Raw genomic sequence first — 15,369 nt, 5'->3', positions numbered from 1 at the left:
TGAGATCGTGTTCATCGCCGCCGGGCCGTATATCGGACTCGGCACCGATGCTCCGGATCTCACTGCTTCTGCCCGTCCATGATGAACTCGGCGCATCGGCTTCCCATCATCAGCGCCGGTGCGTTCGGCGACCCGGCCGGGCGGGGCACGGGCAACAGCCGCGACGGCACCTCGGCCAAGACGGTGCTGACCGAGGAGGGCGAGCTGGAGCTGGCGGTGCCGCGCGACCGCAACGGCACCTTCGAGCCGCTGATCGTGCCCAAGGGCGCACGCCGTCTCGACGGCTTCGACGAGCGGATCGTGTCGCTTTACGCCCGCGGTATGACGGTGCGCGAGATTCAGGGCCACCTGCAGGAGATGTACGGCGTCGAGGTGTCGCCGGACCTGATCAGCCGGGTCACCGACGCCGTGCTCGAGGAGGTCCGGACGTGGCAGACCCGGCCGCTCGACCCGGTCTATCCGGTGGTGTTCTTCGACGCGCTCAGGGTCAAGATCCGCGACGAGGGCCTGGTCCGCAACAAGGCGGTCTACGTTGCGCTGGCGATCACGGCCGAGGGCGACAAGGAGGTGCTCGGCCTGTGGATCGAGCAGACCGAAGGCGCCAAGTTCTGGCTCAAGGTCATGAACGAGCTGAAGGCCCGCGGCGTCGGCGACATCCTGATCGCGGTGGTCGACGGGCTGACCGGCTTCCCCGATGCGATCGGCGCCGTGTTCCCGCAGACGACGGTGCAGACCCCCGATCGGGTCGGGGGCAGGCTCTGCATCGTCCATCTGATCCGCAACTCGCTGGCCTTCGTGTCGTGGAAGGACCGCCGCACGGTGCTGCCCGACATCAAGGCGATCTACCGGGCCGAGACAATCGAGGCGGCTGCGGCCAGGCTCGACGAGTTCGAGACCGAGTGGGGGGCGCGCTATCCGGCGATCGCGCCGATGTGGCGGCGGTCCTGGGAGCACGTGGTGCCGATGTTCGCCTTCCCGCCGGCGATCCGGAAGATGATCTACACCACCAACGCGGTGGAGAGCCTGCACCGCTCGCTGCGCAAGATCATCAAGACCCGCGGCAGCTTCCCGAGTGACGAGGCCGCGACCAAGTTGCTGTTCCTGGCGATCCGCAACGCCGGCCTGCGCTGGAAACGGCCGGTTGAATGGACCGCCGCGATGGGGCAGTTTGCCATTCTGTTCGCCGACCGCTTTGCGGCCTCAGCGCGCTGAGGCCGCAAAGCACGATGCCCGCGGGCCACTTACACAGATCATCGGATACACCCGGTCTACGACAGCACGGGCTCGGCCACGGCCAGGACGGCGCTGGAACGCATCGGCGAGCTCTTCGCCGTCGAGCGTGAGATCCGGGGCCGCGCGCCGGAGGAGCGCCTGGCCGCCCGGCAGGGCCGCTCGGTGCCGGTCCTGAAAGCCTTGCGGCTATTCCTCGAAGAGGCGTTGGCGCGGACCAGCACCAAAGGCAAGCTCGCCGTCGCGATCCGCTATTCCACCACCCGCTGGGCGGCGCTGACGCGCTACACCACTGATGGCAGGCTGGAGATGAGCAACAATGCGGCCGAGCGCGCCATCAGGCCCCTGGCTCTCGGCCGCCGGAATTGGACCTTCGCCGGCAGCGACGCTGGTGGCCGGCGGGCCGCTGCCATGTACACCATCATCGAGAGCGCCAAGATGAACGACCTCGACGTCGAGGCCTACGCCCGCATCGCCGATCATCCGATCAAACGGATCGACGACTTGCTGCCATGGAATTCGCGGCCTCTCCGCCAGCTCGACCAAGCCGCCTGATCCGCGGCCATCAGCCTGATCCGCGCGGCCATCAGCTCACGCGTACGAAGCATCTGCCCGCTCGCGCGGCACCCCGTGTCCGCCGCGTCCAGATATATTTTGCATAAATTAGCATATATTCTTGGCATTTGTTCAAATAGATGTCATGGGCTGCAAGAATTTTTCTGATAATTTGCTGTTGAGTATTTCATGTCCAAAGTCGAGATTGAGTTTTGGGAGATAGGGCGGCGCCCGCATTTCCGGGCTGTCTGCTGGTCTCGCCCGGCGGCTCCGGCCGGCCGATGGATTCGAACTGACGGGGGACGATTCACCATGCAACGCAGAGACCTGATGATCTCCGGGCTTGCCCTGCTCATGGCGGCCGCCACGGCGTCCGGCGCCGGCGCGGCCGAGTGGTGGGGCAAGAAGCTGCCCGGCCAGCCGCAGAATTTCATCTTCGGCTACGGATCGCTGATCAACACCGCGTCCCGCAATTCCACCGCCAGCAAGCCGATCGACGCGATCCCGGTGCGGGTCTCCGCCTCCGTCGGCTATGTCAGGGCCTGGGTCGACCGCGCCAAATCGGGCTTCACCGCCCTCGGGCTGCGCAAGCCCGGCGCCGGCGAGCAGGCGACGACGATCAACGGCGTGCTGTACCCGGTCGAAGGCAACGACATGGGCGCCTTCGATGCACGCGAGGCCGGCTACAAGCGCATGGAGGTGCCACGCGAGGCGCTGGAAGGGGTGTCCTGGGAGCAGGTGCCGCCCGAGGGCAAGATCTGGGTCTATGTCTCGGTCGGCAAGGACGGCGTGCCGGGCGAAGGGCTGCAGCCTCCCTCGGCCGACTATCCGCTGCTGCAATCCTATGTCGACGTCGTCATCGACGGGGCCTTGGAATACGGTCCGGACTACGCCCGCGAGCTGATCGAGACGACGGCGGATTGGAACCGCTACTGGCTGAACGACCGCGAGCTGCCGCGCCGGCCCTGGGTCTACGACAAGAACTACGCGGCCGTGGACAAGCTGCTGGAGGAGACGGCCCCGGCGGCGCCCCATTTCAAGGACCGGCTGTTCCCCGAGGTCTACGCGATCCGCAACGTGGCGCCCGCCGCGCAGTGAAGCGGAAAGGCAGGCGCCGGCCTTGCCCGTGTTCAGGCGACCTGCCGTGCCGGGGCCTTGCGCAGCCGGGCCCGGAGATGCGGGCAGGTGCCGCATTCGGTGATCTCCGGCAGCCGGTAGCGCAGGCAGCACAGCCGGCGCCACCGCTTGGCCTCGCCATCCTCCTCGATCGTCTGGATCGGGTCGAACAGCGGGTTCGGCGTGCCGTCGGGCCGCTCGCGGTCGGACAGCAGCCGGATGGCCTCGGCCGCGAGACCGTCCATGGCCAGTGGATGGGCCGCGATCTCGCCCAGGATCCAGTCCAGATAGACCGCAGCGTTGTTCCAGTAGAGGCGCGGCGCCACCTGGGTGTGCTGCGCCCAGGCGGCGATGAAGGGCTCGATATGGCCGGCCAACAGCCGGTCGAAGCGGCGGAAGGCGTCCGGCTCGTCCTCGCGCTCGCCGTCATGCGCCATGCGGAAGGCGATCGGATGGCCCTCCGGCGCCCGGATTACCGCGATTTCCGACAGGGCGATCGGGAAGCGGCGGCCCAGCAGCAGGCTGGCCGCCATCACCGGCGGCAGCAGCCGGGCGAAGTACCATTGCGACCAGAAGGAGGCGACGGCGCGCCGGTCCGCCCCGGGATACCGGCCGGCATAGTCGTCCAGCACCCGGTCGATCGCCACCGGGTCGAGCAGGCCGGCGCCGGGCAGGGCGGGGCGCTCGTCGTCCGGCAGCACCACCGCCTCGCCGCAATGGGCCAAGTCGCCGGTGAAGATCGGCCGCAGGATCTCGATCATCGCCGCTGGTCCGGAATGCGTGTCATTCTCAACTGGCTATCGCAATCGGATGGCGATCGCAATCGCCGCGATGCCGGGCTGACGGTCAGCGGCGGCGCAGGTCGCGCCCGTCCAGCGTCACATTGGCGTCGGGGTCCAGCCGCCGCTCCTCGATCCGCAGCTCCGCCGCGCGCTCGATCCCGGCGCGGTGGTGATGGTAGATCTCGACCGCCTCGGCCGGCGTCGGGCGGTGCCCGAGCAGCGAGCGCAGCGCCGCCGCCGGCAGGAACACCCGGCCGGCATAGTCGCCGACCTCGACCCCGAACTCGACCGCCTGGCGCGTCTCGTTCCATTCGGCGTCGTCGGGGAAGGTGAAGATCGGGCGGCCCATGGCGCCTTCTACCAGCCCGCGGTGCGGCGCCGCAACGTCAGGAACCGGCCCGCAGCGGCCAGGCGGCGCGATAGGCGGCCTCGACATGCGGGCCGCAGGCCAGCGCCCGGCTGCGGTCGCCGCTGAGCGGCACCGCCACGGCGTCGTAGTCGGGATTGGCGAAGAACGGCACCGAGATCCGGTCACGGCCGGAGCGGTTGGCGACCCGGTGCGGGGTCGAGACGAAGCGCCCGTCGATCCAGCTCTGCATCATGTCGCCGATGTTGATCACGAAGCTGCCCGGCACCGGCGTCGCCGCGATCCAGTCGCCGGCCCGGTTGCGCACCTCCAGCCCGCCGGTCCCGTCCTGCAGCAAGATGGTGAAGGCGCCGGTGTCGGTGTGCGCCTCGACCCCCTGCACTGCCTCGTCCGGCGGTTGCGGCGGGTAGTGGAGCAGGCGGAGCTGGGTCAGCGGCTTGCGGAAATACGGGCGGAAATGGTCGGGATCGAGATCGAGGGCCCGGGCGAAGGCGGCGAGCAGCCGGTCGGTCAGCCCGGTCATCGCGGTGTAATAGGCCTCCAGCGCCGTCCGGAAGGCGGGGGCGTCCGGCGGCCAGCGGTTCGGGCCGTGCATGACGCTGCCGGCCCGGACGTCGGGATCGTCCGGGCCGAGCTCGAGCAGCACCTGGAAAGCCTCCAGCAGCCGTCGCGGCACGCCGGGGCCGGTGATGCCCATCGGCACATGACCGCGGAAGCAGGGCGACCCGGCGACGTCCAGCGCCTCGCGCTCCACCGGTGGCCGGTCGAAGAACCAGCGGGCGGCGGCGAACACGTCGTCGACCACCGCCGCCGGCACGCCATGGCCGGTGACGTAGAAGAAGCCGGCCGTCTCGCAGGCCCGGCCGATCTCGGCCGATGCGTCTGCGGCGCCGAGGTTGATCACCGGGATCCGCTGGAAATCTGTCACCGCGCCTGCCCCGTCCTGGTGGAGAGGGCAGGGTGGCGGGGGCGGGTCAGCGGGTCAACGCCCCTACTTCTCGGTCAGGAAGGTGATGACGTCGCCGTCGAATTCCTTCGGGTTCTGCAGCATGCCGAAATGGCTGACATTCGGCAGGATGTGCAGCTCCGCGCCCGGGATGGTGTGCGCCAGATACTCGGTGTGCTCGCGCTTGATGCCCTCGTCGTATTCGCCGTCGGCGATCGCGGTGCGCACCTTGATGCCGCGCAGCTGGTCGGCGGTGAAGTCGGGCTGGGTCGCCCACATCTGCGAGATCTGATGCAGGAAGCTGTCATACTGGTCCGGCGTCTTGGACAGCTTCTGGTATTCGGTGCCGGCGCGCTCGATGAAAGCGGCGAAGGTCGGGTTCTTGTCGAAATCCGGCTTCAGGCCGCTGAGGTCGGAGTTCGCGCCATACGCATAGAGCCGGTTCAGCCGCTCGGGATGGTGGATGGCGATGTCGAGGCCGATGATGCCGCCGTCGCTCCAGCCGACCAGGTCGGCCTTCGGGATCTTCAGATGGTCCAGCAGCGCCAGCGCGTCCGACGACATCAGGTCGTAGCTGTAGGGCTGGGCCGAGCGAGTGCTGCGGCCATGGCCGCGGCTGTCGGCCACGATCACCTGGAAGTTGTGCGCCACCAGATCGGGGATCAGATAATTCCAGTAGTCGGAGTTCGACAGCCCGCCATGCAGCAGGATCACCGGCTGTCCCTTGCCGTAGACGGTGTAGTACATCTGGATGTCGTTGACCGGGGCCGTGCCGGTGGTGTTGGCCTTCGGCGCCGGCCCCAGGGCCGGTAGGGTCTGCCAGACCTCGGCGGCCTGGGCTTGGATGGTGGCTGCCGGGGCGGCCAACAGGGCTGCGACCGCCAGGCCGATGCCGACGGCGACCGCCGCGCACCGCAGAGCGCTCCCCATAGATCGGCGCATGTCCATTCCCCTTACGCTGACGTGAATTTGCGAGGTATCACAGCGAGAGGATGATGCTAGCACCGGACCGCAGTGCGGAGCGATCTCCGCAAGGTTGCCGCTGCAATCTTGACGAGGCCCGTTAGCCGGCCTTCGGCGCCAGGGCGCGGATCGACTGCATCCCGCTCTCGAGGAAGCGGTCCGACAGCGCTTGGTCGGTGGCGCCGCGGGCCAGGATCAGGGCACCGACCATCGCGGCCACCGCCTGTGCCGCCGCCGCCGGGTCGCCGCCATCGGCCTCGATCGCCTCTTCGGCCAGCGCCAGGAGGCCGTGCAGCCCCTGCGTGTACTCGGCCCGGGTCTCGGCGGGGTGGCGCGCGATCTCCGGTCCGATCGCGGCGGCGACGCAGCCTTGGCCGGGATGGTCGCGATGGGCCGGCGACAGATAGGTCTCGGCCAGCGCCGCCAGCTTCTCGCCGGGCGGCCGGCCCTCGACGAGCCGGCGCAGGCGGGCCTGGCTCTCGGCGAAGCCCTCGGCGCAGGCGGCGGCCACCAGCGCCTCCTTCGACGGGAAATGGGCGTAGAAGCCGCCATGGGTCAGCCCGGCATCGGCCATCAGCGCGGCGACGCCCACCGCCTCCACCCCATCCTCGCGGAATCGCCTGGCGGCGGTGCGGATGATCCGCTCCCGGGTCTCCTGCTTGTGGTCCTTGCTGTAGCGCATGCCGGCCTCCGCTCTCCCCGCATTGCCTTCTTAAATGATGCTTATCATATTGTGAGCATCATCTCACTGTCCAAGGGGCTGTCCATGTCTGCCGAAGATCCCGTCGTGATCGTCGGGTCCGCCCGCACGCCGCTTGGCCGCTTCCGCGGCGCGCTGGTGCCGCTGGCCGCGCCGCAGCTCGGTGCCGCCGCGATTGCCGCCGCCCTGGCCCGGGCCGGCGTCGCGCCGGCGCAGGTCGACGAGGCGCTGGTCGGCTGCGTGCTGCCGGCGGGGCTGGGCCAGGCCCCGGCGCGCCAGGCGGCCCGTGGCGCCGGCCTGCCCGATGCGGTCGGGGCCACCACCGTGAACAAGGTCTGCGGCTCCGGCATGAAGGCGACGATGCTCGGCCGCGACCTGATCGCCGCCGGCTCCGCCGACATCGTCGTCACGGGCGGCATGGAGAGCATGTCGAACGCGCCCTGGCTGCTGCCGGGCGTGCGCGACGGGCTGCGCTTCGGCCATGGCCGGATCTTCGACCATGCGGCGCTGGACGGGCTCGAGGACGCCTACGACAAGGGCCGGGCGATGGGCGATTTCGGCGAGGCCACGGCCGCCCGCTACGGCTTCAGCCGCGACGACCAGGATGCCTACGCCATGGCCTCGCTGCGCCGGGCCCAGGCGGCGATCGCGGAGGGCGCCTTCGCCGCCGAGATCGCGCCGGTCTCGGTTCCGGCCAAGGGCGGCCCGGTCGAGATCGCGGTCGACGAGAACCCGCAGGCGCTGTCGGCCGACAAGATCCCGAAGCTGAAGCCGGCCTTCCGCCCGGACGGCACCATCACCGCCGCCAGCTCCAGCGCCAATGCCGACGGCGCCGCGGCGCTGGTCCTGGCCCGGCGCTCGGTCGCCGACCGGCTGGGCCTGCCGGTGCTGGCGACGATCCGCGGCCACGCCACGCAGTCCCAGGCGCCGGAATGGTTCACCACGGCGCCGATCGGGGCGATTCGCACGCTGCTCGACCGGGTCGGCTGGTGCGCCGGCGAGGCCGACCTGTTCGAGATCAACGAGGCCTTCGCCTGCGTGGTGATGGCGGCGATGCGCGATCTCGACCTGCCGCATGACAAGGTCAACATCCATGGCGGCGCCTGCGCGCTGGGCCACCCGATCGGCGCCACCGGCGCCCGGCTGATCGTCACCCTGCTGGCGGCAATGCAGCGCCACGACCTGCGCCGCGGCGTCGCCGCGCTGTGCATCGGCGGCGGCGAGGCGACGGCGATCGCGATCGAGAGACCTCAGCCGGCGTAGCGGATGGCGCCGTGGGCGTCGGGCCCGATGCGGCGCAGGCCGATCTTCTCGGCCACCCGCATCGAGGCCGCGTTGTCGGGATGGATGTCGGCGACCACTGTGACACCCAACGCATCGCGGGCATGGGCCAGCACCGGCGCCGCGGCCTCGGTGGCGTAGCCATGGCCCCAGCTCGCCCGGGTGAAGCGCCAGCCGATCTCGATCGCGGTACCGTCGAGCGGGATCAACAGCACCCAGCCGAGGAAGGCGGCTTCCGGCGCCCGGGTCCGCACGGTCCAGTAGCCCAGCCCGGCCGGATAGGCGGCGGTGATCCGCGCCTCGACGAACGCGCGATGCGCCGCCGGGTCGGCCCAGGGCCCGTCGACATAGCGCACCACCTCCGAATCGCGGTCCATGGCCAGGCAGTCCGGCAGGTCAGCCATGGTCCGCGGCCGCAGCACCAGCCGCGGCGTCTCGAAGGACGGCGGCACCGCTTCTACCGCGGCAGCGCCTTGGTCTGGCCCGGTGCGATGCCGCCCAGCTGGGTCAGCAGCGCCGGATAGCTCGGGTCGGTCGGCAGCACGACGCGGTGCGGCGTCCCGGCCCGGGCCGCGCTGACCGGACCGAAGCTCAGCACGATCGCGGCGTCCGGGCGCATCGTCGCCGTATCGCCGCCCTGGGGGGCCGGCACCGGCGGAGGCAACGGGCGCGCGAAGGCGGGGGACGGCGCCGGGGTGTAGACGGTGCCCGGCGTGCCTACGACCACCACCGGCGCGGCCCCCTGGATCACCAGCGGGCGCGACGCCGCCACCGGGTTCGCCGGCAGCGGCAGCATCGGCTGCGGCGCCACCCGTGGCGCTGTGAACGGGGACGCCACCCGGGGCGCCGTGACCGGCGACGCTGCCCACGGCGTCACGGGCGTGGTCGGGGCGATCAGCACCTGCCGCGGCTGCGGCTGAAACTGCAGCGAAGGCGGGACCAGGCTCGGCGCCGCGGGACCGTTCGGCAGTGCCACCGGGGTCGCCAGCGGCCGCAGCGCACCCGGCCCGTCGGGCTGAAGACCGCCGGGGCCGCCGACCAGCCGGGCCTCAAAGAAGGGCGCCCCGGCCGTGCCGCAGGGGATGAACAGGTCGACCGGCGTGCCGATCGCCAGCCGGCCGGGACTGTCGGGATAGGTCCCGATCACGCCGGTGCCGATCCGGCACGACCCACCGCCGGCAACGGTGGTGGCGTTGACCTGGAGCTGGACATGATAGGCGGGGGCCTGGGCATGGGCCGGGAGCGCGAGCCCGAATGCAGCGACCAGAAGCAGCGAGGGTTTCATCGTCGCACATCCTCCGAAGCCAAGCGCTCAGTATGCCCTGTCCGGCGGGGCGGCGGAAGCGGAGCGAGGCGTCAGCCAGCACCGCGCTGGCGATAGGCCCAGACCGAGGCCGGCGGGATGTTGGCCGGGACGAAGCCGACGCGGCGGCCGGTCAGGCCCAGCTTGTCGCGCGGCAACGGCGAGGACAGGGCATAGGTGTAGAGCACGACCTGTCGTCCCTTCGGCATCACCGAATAGGCCGAATCGAGGATCGCCTTCTGCTCCTCCAGCGTCAGCAGCAGCATCGGAATGCCGCACACCGTGGTGCCGACCTTGCCGACCACCTCGGGCGGCAGGATCTCGGCCAGGCGCCGGGCGTCGCCCTCGATCACATGGATGCCCGGGAAGATGTCGCGCAGATGCTGCGCCATCTCCGGGTTGATCTCGAGCACGTACAGGCGATCGGCCGGAACGCCGCGCTCCAGGATGCCGCGGGTGATGGCCCCGGTGCCGCCGCCCAGCTCGATCACATATTCGTCGGGGGCGCGCACGATCTCCTGGGTCAGCCGGCGCTTCAAGGCGGGCGAGGACGGCGCCACCGATCCCACCTCGCGGGGGTTGGCGAGCCAGCGGCGGAAGAACAGCCAGGGGTTCATGTCCGGCCGGTCCTGGCCGGCTTTACGGTCGGTCATCGAGCAACGGGTCCTTGCGACGTCGAACGGATGGAGGCGTCCGATCCTCCGGGCGACGAACGCTTGATGCTCCGTTCCGCCGCCGATCGCAAGATCATCGCAGGGGATTCTGGTAAGGATCGTCCCGGCTGCGTGTTGCAGCGGTCACCGTTTTCGTGGTGCCTGACATCGTGCCGTAGCGGGCCTCGCGCACGCTGGCACGCTGGATCGGGCGCGGATCCCGACCGACAGACGGCAACAGTTCCCGCGTGACGCGCTGCAGTCATGCCGTGGCCGCCGGTCAGGTTGCTGTTGACGGCGCCCGCACTTGGGACAGATATGGAACCCCGCTCAGCAGCCTGCGCAACAGTCGGTATCCTCCTTCATGACGGACACAACTTTCGGCTCGGCCACGCCGGCCGCCGCCAATTCCACCGGCCGGATCGTGATGGCCAGCCTGGTCGGCACCGCCATCGAGTTCTACGATTTCTATATCTACGGCACAGCCGCGGCCCTGGTGTTCGGGCCGGTGTTCTTCCCGCAGGAATCGGATGCGGCGCAGCTGCTGCTCTCCTTCGCCACCTTCGCCATCGCCTTCGTCGCCCGGCCGGTCGGCTCGGCCCTGCTCGGCCATTTCGGCGACCGCGTCGGCCGCAAGGCGACGCTGGTGGCGTCGCTGCTGCTGATGGGCGTATCAACCATGCTGATCGGCGTCTTGCCCGGCTATGCCACGATCGGCTGGCTGGCGCCGGCGCTGCTGTGCCTGATGCGCTTCGGCCAGGGCCTCGGCCTCGGCGGCGAATGGGGCGGGGCTGCGCTGCTGGCGGTGGAGAACGCCCCGGCCGGCAAGCGCGGCTGGTTCGGCATGTTCCCGCAGCTCGGCGCCCCGATCGGCTTCCTCGCCGCCAACGGCCTGTTCCTGCTGCTGGCGTTGGGGCTGGACGAGGAGCAGTTCCGGGCCTGGGGCTGGCGCGTGCCGTTCCTGCTCAGCGCCGTGCTGGTGGCGGTCGGTCTCTATGTCCGGCTGAAGCTGGTCGAGACGCCGGTGTTCCGCGAGGCGATGAAGCGGCAGGAGCGGGTGCGCGTGCCGATCGGCGAGGTGCTGACCCGCTATACCCGGATCACCATCCTCGGCACGCTGGCGATGGTGTCCTGCTACGCCCTGTTCTACATCACCACGGTGTTCTCGCTCGGCTACGGCACCAAGACGCTGGGCTATTCGCGCCAGACCTTCCTCGGGCTGGAATGCTTCGCCATCATCTTCCTCGGCCTCGGCATCCCGCTCTCCTCCTGGCTCAGCGACCGGATCGGGCGGCGCCCGGTGCTGATCGTCGGCGGCATCCTGACGGCGCTGTTCGGCTTCGCCCTGGCGCCGCTGCTGGGCGGCGGCTCGATGCTGCTGGTCACCCTGTTCCTCTGCCTCGGGCTGTTCCTGATGGGGCTGATCTTCGGCCCGATGGGCGCGTTCCTGCCGGAGCTGTTCCCGACCCGGGTGCGCTACACCGGGGCGTCGCTGACCTACAACCTGGCCGGGATTCTCGGCGCGTCGCTGGCGCCCTACATCGCCCAGACCCTGGTCGAGCAGGGCGGGCTCGGCTGGGTCGGGGGCTATATCAGCATCGCCGCGGTGATCAGCGTCGTCGCGGTCTGGCTGATCCGCGAGACCCATGACCAGGATCTGACCAGGGTCGGCCGCTGACGGAGCTGTTGGCGGGAATATCACAAAACTGTAATCTTCACCCTCAACCTTCGGTTGCCGGGGCGCCGTATTTCGGTGGGCCCGGCCGGCCGGGGCGGGACGGGGGATTGCGGGTTGCGGTATCGGGATCGCCTGTGGCGAGAGGTCTGGCATGTGCTGCGGAACCATCGCCGGCGGGGCGCGTGGCTGGGCCGCAACGTGCTGCGGCGCCTGCTGGCGAAGCGGTTCGGCGCGTTGCCGCCCGGCGACGGCCGCTGGACGATCTCCCGCGAGATGTGGTCGACCGAGGCGCTGGCGCGGCACGGCAACGGGCGCCACGACCGGACCATGCCCTGGGGGCTGCATGGGCCGATATTGATGGCTCGCCGATCAGGCGAGTATTGGGTGATCGACGGATCGAACCGCATCAACCACTGGGCCGCGGCCGGCGACACCAGCCGGCACGAGGCGCTGGTCATCGACCTCGACCGCCTGGTCGAGGCGCGTGGCTTCGGCCCGGCATGGTGGACGATCGGCCGGGTCGCCGGCCTGGCTCTGCCCTGGCTGCTCGTCGCCGCGGATTCGCCGTTGCTTTGATGCCCGGCGGGCTGGTCGGGGCCGCACGCGGCGAACCCGACCTCTCATCGCCTCCTGTCCGAAGCGGGAAAGGCCACGCACATGCCTTCGGCCACGGTGCCGGTCGTCCGGTCAGCCGTGCCGAGATGTGGACGAGCCTCCGCATGCGGCGCCGCCGGTCGTTGCGCTCGGCCCCGCGACGGCGCCAATTCCGGTCCTGACGTGGAAATGTCGGATTCATCGACTGGATCGGCCGATTCATCGAATAGGTCGCACATCGGCTGCTGCGAAGATGTTAGGATTTAAGTCTGGAATGGGCGGTATTTTCGTACCCGGAAGGAACCGAAGGCATCTTTCTGCCGGATGTGAAGGCGGGCGTCGCAGCCGGTCGGTGCCGAAGCCGACAGCTCGGTGGCGTCGGTCAACCACGTGCACCAGTAGCAATGACAGACAGAGCGGCCCGTGATGGATTTCGACGGACCGATGATGGCGGGGCCAAAGACCGGGGCGCGGCGAAGCCTGGGCCCATTTCCATAAGCAAATGGCAGAACGGCATGTCTTGAGCTGACTTCGAATGAAGACGGAAGGGATCATAAGATGTCGTCATATAATCAGGCTCTTGAACAAGACGAGCGCGCCAAGCTGCTTTCGCCGTCTCGCAATCGTCTGGTCCTGGCTCTCTGCGCATTCGTCGTCGGCGTTCTGATCGCCGGCTTCTGGAACTATCATTGGGTAGACGGATTCGGCCGGGAGATCGTCGCGGGCCAGACGATCGGAGACACGCAGCGCCTGTCCGATTCCTACAGCGAACGGGGAGCGGGATTCGGCTTCATCTTCGCGATCATTGCCGGCTTGGCCGCGACTTTCACGGCGTGCAACTGCGTCGTGTTCGCCATGCTTCCGGGCCTTGCCTGCGCGACGGAGAAGGCCGGATCGCCCCGCCGGCTCGCCATCGAGGCGATCGGCGTTTTTTCGCTTTTCGTCCTCCTGGTCTGCTTCGGCTACGGGCTGTATGTCGGCTCGCTCGGACCGGAGCGCGTCGACGCGCTCAACGCCCGAGACAGCCGCATTCTTCAGGCGCAGGTGACATTCACCCTGCTCGGCATCGTTCTGCTCGTCTGGGGTCTGATCTCGTTTGGATTCGCCGATGGAATGCTCCGCCGCCTGTCGCCCGGGGTGGTGCGCTTCGGCGCCTCGCCGCTGACCAAGGCGGTCTTCATGGGAATACTGGTCGGTCTGTTCGCCATCGGGCGACCATTTCCCGTGTTCCGGGATTTTCTCGCCTATGCCGCCGCCTCCGAGAGCCCGCTGTATGGCGGTGCGGTAATGGCCCTGCAGGGAATCGGGCAGATCCTGCTGATGGTCCTGCTGTTCCTGGCGCTGATCGTGCCGTTCTCCAAGCGGCTTACGAACTGGTCGGCGCGGCACCCCGGCAGATTGGAGCAGTTCAGCTCGGCCGCGCTGGTCGCCGGCGGCGCCTATTTCGTTTTCTATTGGGGCGTCGCCTTTGCCTATGACGTCGGCAGATGGGGCTTCAAGCTGGACTGGTACAGCTAGCGGATTGTCTAGCCGGATCGATCACCCCTGCCGGTGGCCGTAGAGATCCTCCGGGTCCTGCAGCACCGGCAGGTCGACATGCCAAGCACCGTCGCGCGCGACCCGGAAGAAGCAGCTGCGCCGGCCGGTGTGGCAGGCGACGCCGGTCTGGTCGACCCGCAGCAGCACCGCGTCGCCGTCGCAGTCGAGGCGCAGCTCGACCAAGCGCTGCACCTGGCCGGAGGTGTCGCCCTTGCGCCACAGCGCCTGACGCGAGCGCGACCAGTAGCAGACCCGGCCGGTTGCCAGCGTCTCCGCCAGCGACTCGCGGTTCATCCAGGCCAGCATCAGGATTTCGCCGCTGTCGTGCTGCTGGGCGATGGCGGGGACCAGGCCATCGGCGTCGAACCGGACCTGGTCGAGCAGCGTTTCCGCGGTCATGCCGCCGCCCGCAGCCGGTCGAGGCCGGCCTCCAGATCGGCGATCAGGTCGGCCGGGTCTTCCAGGCCGACATGCAGGCGCACGCCCGGCCCCTCGGCCTGCCAAGTGGTGGCGGTGCGGATCTTCTCCGGATGGGTCGGCAGGATCAGGCTCTCATAGCCGCCCCAGCTGGCGCCCATCTGGAACAGCTCCATGCCGTCCAGCATGGCCGCGACTTGGTGGGGCGAGGCCGGCCGCAGCACGATGGCGAACAGGCCGGAGGCGCCGGTGAAGTCGCGCCGCCACAGCGCGTGGCCGGGGTCCTGCGGCAGGGCCGGGTACAGCACGCGCGACACCTCGGGCCGGGCCTGCAGCCAGCGCGCGATCTCCAGCGCGTTCTCCTGGTGCTGGCGCAGCCGCACCCCCATGGTGCGCAGGCCGCGCTGGGCCAGGTACAGGTCGTCCGGCCCGGCGCAGTGGCCGGAGGTCACGGCGAAGTTCTTGAGCGTCTGCCACACCCGCTTCTCGCGGGCGCCGACGATGCCCATCATCGCGTCGGAATGGCCGACCATGTATTTGGTCGCGGCGTGAACGGTGACGTCGACGCCATGGCCGAAGGCGTCGAAGCCCAGCGGCGTGGCCCAGGTGTTGTCCAGCGCGGTCAGAACGCCGCGCGCCCGGGCGGCAGCGGCGATCGCCGGCACGTCCTGCACCTCGAAGGTCAGCGAGCCCGGCGATTCGAGATAGACCAGCCGGGTGTTGCCGCGGAACAGCGCCTCGATCCCGGCGCCGATCAGCGGGTCGTAGTACTCGACCTCGACGCCGAAGCGGGCCAGCACCGTATCGGCATAGCGCCGGGTCGGCCCATAGGTGCTGTCGGTGATCAGCACATGGTCGCCGGCCTTGACGAAGGCGGTCAGCACGACATTGACGGCGGCGAGGCCGGAGGAGACGGCGATGGCGCCGTGGCCGCCCTCCAGCGCCGTGACCGCGTCCTCGAAGGCCTCGCTGGTCGGGGTGCCGACCCGGCCGTAGCTGTAGACGCCGTGCTCGAAGCCGGCATGCGCCTGGTCCATCGCCGCCACCGTCGGCCACAGCACGGTCGAGCTGTGATAGACGGGCGGGTTGACCATGCCGTGGTTCTCACGGGGGTGGCGGCCGGCATGGGCGAGGATGGTGGCGGGGCGGCGGGACTTGGACATGGCGGTCGCTCGGTCGTGGCGGCGTTTCTCAGTCAGGGCTGACTGACAGGGCCGACATCTTTCGGCCAGCCGGGCGGGCCGG

The 15,369-nt window shown here is 69.6% G+C and carries 15 protein-coding genes and 2 pseudogenes; 7 read left to right on the top strand and 10 right to left on the bottom strand.

Annotated features, from left to right (window positions below):
- Positions 1–144: 144 nt before the first annotated feature.
- The 3 genes and pseudogenes from QFZ27_RS29885 to QFZ27_RS29875 all read left to right on the top strand — a co-directional run.
- Positions 145–1,212, top strand: a pseudogene (locus QFZ27_RS29885) (IS256 family transposase); the annotation flags it as partial.
- A gap of 57 nt (positions 1,213–1,269) precedes the next feature.
- Positions 1,270–1,785 (top strand): annotated as a pseudogene (locus QFZ27_RS29880) (IS66 family transposase); the annotation flags it as partial.
- 312 nt (positions 1,786–2,097) lie between these two features.
- A complete protein-coding gene (locus tag QFZ27_RS29875) occupies positions 2,098–2,883 on the top strand; it encodes a gamma-glutamylcyclotransferase family protein (RefSeq protein ID WP_429230097.1) in 786 nt (261 codons plus the stop codon).
- A 32-nt stretch (positions 2,884–2,915) separates the two neighbouring features.
- Here QFZ27_RS29875 and fhuF read toward each other — a convergent pair whose 3' ends face one another.
- The 5 genes from fhuF to QFZ27_RS29850 all read right to left on the bottom strand — a co-directional run bounded on the left by fhuF (position 2,916) and on the right by QFZ27_RS29850 (position 6,641).
- A complete protein-coding gene (fhuF, locus tag QFZ27_RS29870; protein ID WP_429230096.1) occupies positions 2,916–3,662 on the bottom strand; it encodes a siderophore-iron reductase FhuF in 747 nt (248 codons plus the stop codon).
- An 85-nt stretch (positions 3,663–3,747) separates the two neighbouring features.
- Entirely contained in the window at positions 3,748–4,032 is a 285-nt protein-coding gene (locus tag QFZ27_RS29865; RefSeq protein WP_429230095.1) for a DUF1488 family protein, read from the bottom strand.
- 37 nt (positions 4,033–4,069) lie between these two features.
- The gene (locus tag QFZ27_RS29860; protein ID WP_429230094.1) at positions 4,070–4,978 is read right to left on the bottom strand and encodes an isopenicillin N synthase family dioxygenase; all 909 of its coding nucleotides are present in this window, start codon (positions 4,976–4,978) and stop codon (positions 4,070–4,072) included.
- A 63-nt stretch (positions 4,979–5,041) separates the two neighbouring features.
- Positions 5,042–5,938: an alpha/beta fold hydrolase gene (locus tag QFZ27_RS29855; protein WP_429230093.1), complete on the bottom strand. Its 897-nt coding sequence runs from the start codon at positions 5,936–5,938 to the stop codon at positions 5,042–5,044.
- A gap of 121 nt (positions 5,939–6,059) precedes the next feature.
- A complete protein-coding gene (locus QFZ27_RS29850; protein WP_429230092.1) occupies positions 6,060–6,641 on the bottom strand; it encodes a TetR/AcrR family transcriptional regulator in 582 nt (193 codons plus the stop codon).
- Positions 6,642–6,725: 84 nt separating this feature from the next.
- On the opposite strand from QFZ27_RS29850, the gene QFZ27_RS29845 reads away from it, so the two are divergent.
- Positions 6,726–7,922, top strand: a complete 1,197-nt coding sequence (locus QFZ27_RS29845; protein ID WP_429230091.1) for an acetyl-CoA C-acyltransferase — start codon at positions 6,726–6,728, stop codon at positions 7,920–7,922.
- On the opposite strand, the gene QFZ27_RS29840 is transcribed toward QFZ27_RS29845, so the two are convergent.
- The 3 genes from QFZ27_RS29840 to QFZ27_RS29830 form a co-directional block, all read right to left on the bottom strand.
- The gene (locus QFZ27_RS29840) at positions 7,910–8,392 is read right to left on the bottom strand and encodes a GNAT family N-acetyltransferase (RefSeq protein WP_429230090.1); all 483 of its coding nucleotides are present in this window, start codon (positions 8,390–8,392) and stop codon (positions 7,910–7,912) included. The two genes, QFZ27_RS29845 and QFZ27_RS29840, sit on opposite strands and share 13 nt — an antisense overlap.
- 5 nt (positions 8,393–8,397) lie before the next feature.
- Positions 8,398–9,225 carry a hypothetical protein gene (locus tag QFZ27_RS29835; RefSeq protein ID WP_429230089.1) on the bottom strand — a complete coding sequence of 276 codons (828 nt, stop codon included), beginning with the start codon at positions 9,223–9,225 and terminating at the stop codon, positions 8,398–8,400.
- 71 nt (positions 9,226–9,296) lie between these two features.
- A complete protein-coding gene (locus QFZ27_RS29830) occupies positions 9,297–9,896 on the bottom strand; it encodes a class I SAM-dependent methyltransferase (RefSeq protein ID WP_429230088.1) in 600 nt (199 codons plus the stop codon).
- Between the two features lie 364 nt (positions 9,897–10,260).
- On the opposite strand from QFZ27_RS29830, the gene QFZ27_RS29825 reads away from it, so the two are divergent.
- The 3 genes from QFZ27_RS29825 (at position 10,261) to QFZ27_RS29815 (ending at position 13,686) form a co-directional block, all read left to right on the top strand.
- A complete protein-coding gene (locus QFZ27_RS29825; RefSeq protein WP_429230087.1) occupies positions 10,261–11,574 on the top strand; it encodes an MFS transporter in 1,314 nt (437 codons plus the stop codon).
- Positions 11,575–11,727: 153 nt separating this feature from the next.
- On the top strand, positions 11,728–12,150 hold the full coding sequence (locus tag QFZ27_RS29820; protein ID WP_429230086.1) for a hypothetical protein: 423 nt from the start codon (positions 11,728–11,730) through the stop codon (positions 12,148–12,150).
- 576 nt (positions 12,151–12,726) lie between these two features.
- Positions 12,727–13,686: a hypothetical protein gene (locus tag QFZ27_RS29815; protein ID WP_429230085.1), complete on the top strand. Its 960-nt coding sequence runs from the start codon at positions 12,727–12,729 to the stop codon at positions 13,684–13,686.
- 21 nt (positions 13,687–13,707) lie between these two features.
- Here QFZ27_RS29815 and hisI read toward each other — a convergent pair whose 3' ends face one another.
- Together hisI and metC are read right to left on the bottom strand one after the other, a co-directional pair.
- Complete coding sequence (gene hisI, locus QFZ27_RS29810) at positions 13,708–14,106, bottom strand: phosphoribosyl-AMP cyclohydrolase (protein WP_429230084.1); 399 nt, start codon at positions 14,104–14,106, stop codon at positions 13,708–13,710.
- Entirely contained in the window at positions 14,103–15,287 is a 1,185-nt protein-coding gene (gene metC, locus QFZ27_RS29805) for a cystathionine beta-lyase (protein WP_429230083.1), read from the bottom strand. The genes hisI and metC overlap by 4 nt, the downstream gene beginning before the upstream one ends.
- Between the last annotated feature and the right edge of the window lie 82 nt (positions 15,288–15,369).

This window comes from Inquilinus ginsengisoli, assembly GCF_050434925.1.
Lineage (GTDB): Bacteria > Pseudomonadota > Alphaproteobacteria > DSM-16000 > Inquilinaceae > Inquilinus > Inquilinus ginsengisoli_B.
The sequence above is the reverse complement of the archived record's forward strand: the minus strand, read 5'-3'. Positions and strand labels throughout refer to the sequence as shown.

Coding starts and splice junctions, on each gene's coding strand:
- QFZ27_RS29875 (WP_429230097.1), top strand. CDS start 2,098: ATGCAACGCAGAGACCTGATGATCTCCGGGCTTGCCCTGCTCATGGCG.
- fhuF (WP_429230096.1), bottom strand. CDS start 3,662: ATGATCGAGATCCTGCGGCCGATCTTCACCGGCGACTTGGCCCATTGC.
- QFZ27_RS29865 (WP_429230095.1), bottom strand. CDS start 4,032: ATGGGCCGCCCGATCTTCACCTTCCCCGACGACGCCGAATGGAACGAG.
- QFZ27_RS29855 (WP_429230093.1), bottom strand. CDS start 5,938: ATGCGCCGATCTATGGGGAGCGCTCTGCGGTGCGCGGCGGTCGCCGTC.
- QFZ27_RS29850 (WP_429230092.1), bottom strand. CDS start 6,641: ATGCGCTACAGCAAGGACCACAAGCAGGAGACCCGGGAGCGGATCATC.
- QFZ27_RS29845 (WP_429230091.1), top strand. CDS start 6,726: ATGTCTGCCGAAGATCCCGTCGTGATCGTCGGGTCCGCCCGCACGCCG.
- QFZ27_RS29835 (WP_429230089.1), bottom strand. CDS start 9,225: ATGAAACCCTCGCTGCTTCTGGTCGCTGCATTCGGGCTCGCGCTCCCG.
- QFZ27_RS29830 (WP_429230088.1), bottom strand. CDS start 9,896: ATGACCGACCGTAAAGCCGGCCAGGACCGGCCGGACATGAACCCCTGG.
- QFZ27_RS29825 (WP_429230087.1), top strand. CDS start 10,261: ATGACGGACACAACTTTCGGCTCGGCCACGCCGGCCGCCGCCAATTCC.
- QFZ27_RS29815 (WP_429230085.1), top strand. CDS start 12,727: ATGTCGTCATATAATCAGGCTCTTGAACAAGACGAGCGCGCCAAGCTG.
- hisI (WP_429230084.1), bottom strand. CDS start 14,106: ATGACCGCGGAAACGCTGCTCGACCAGGTCCGGTTCGACGCCGATGGC.
- metC (WP_429230083.1), bottom strand. CDS start 15,287: ATGTCCAAGTCCCGCCGCCCCGCCACCATCCTCGCCCATGCCGGCCGC.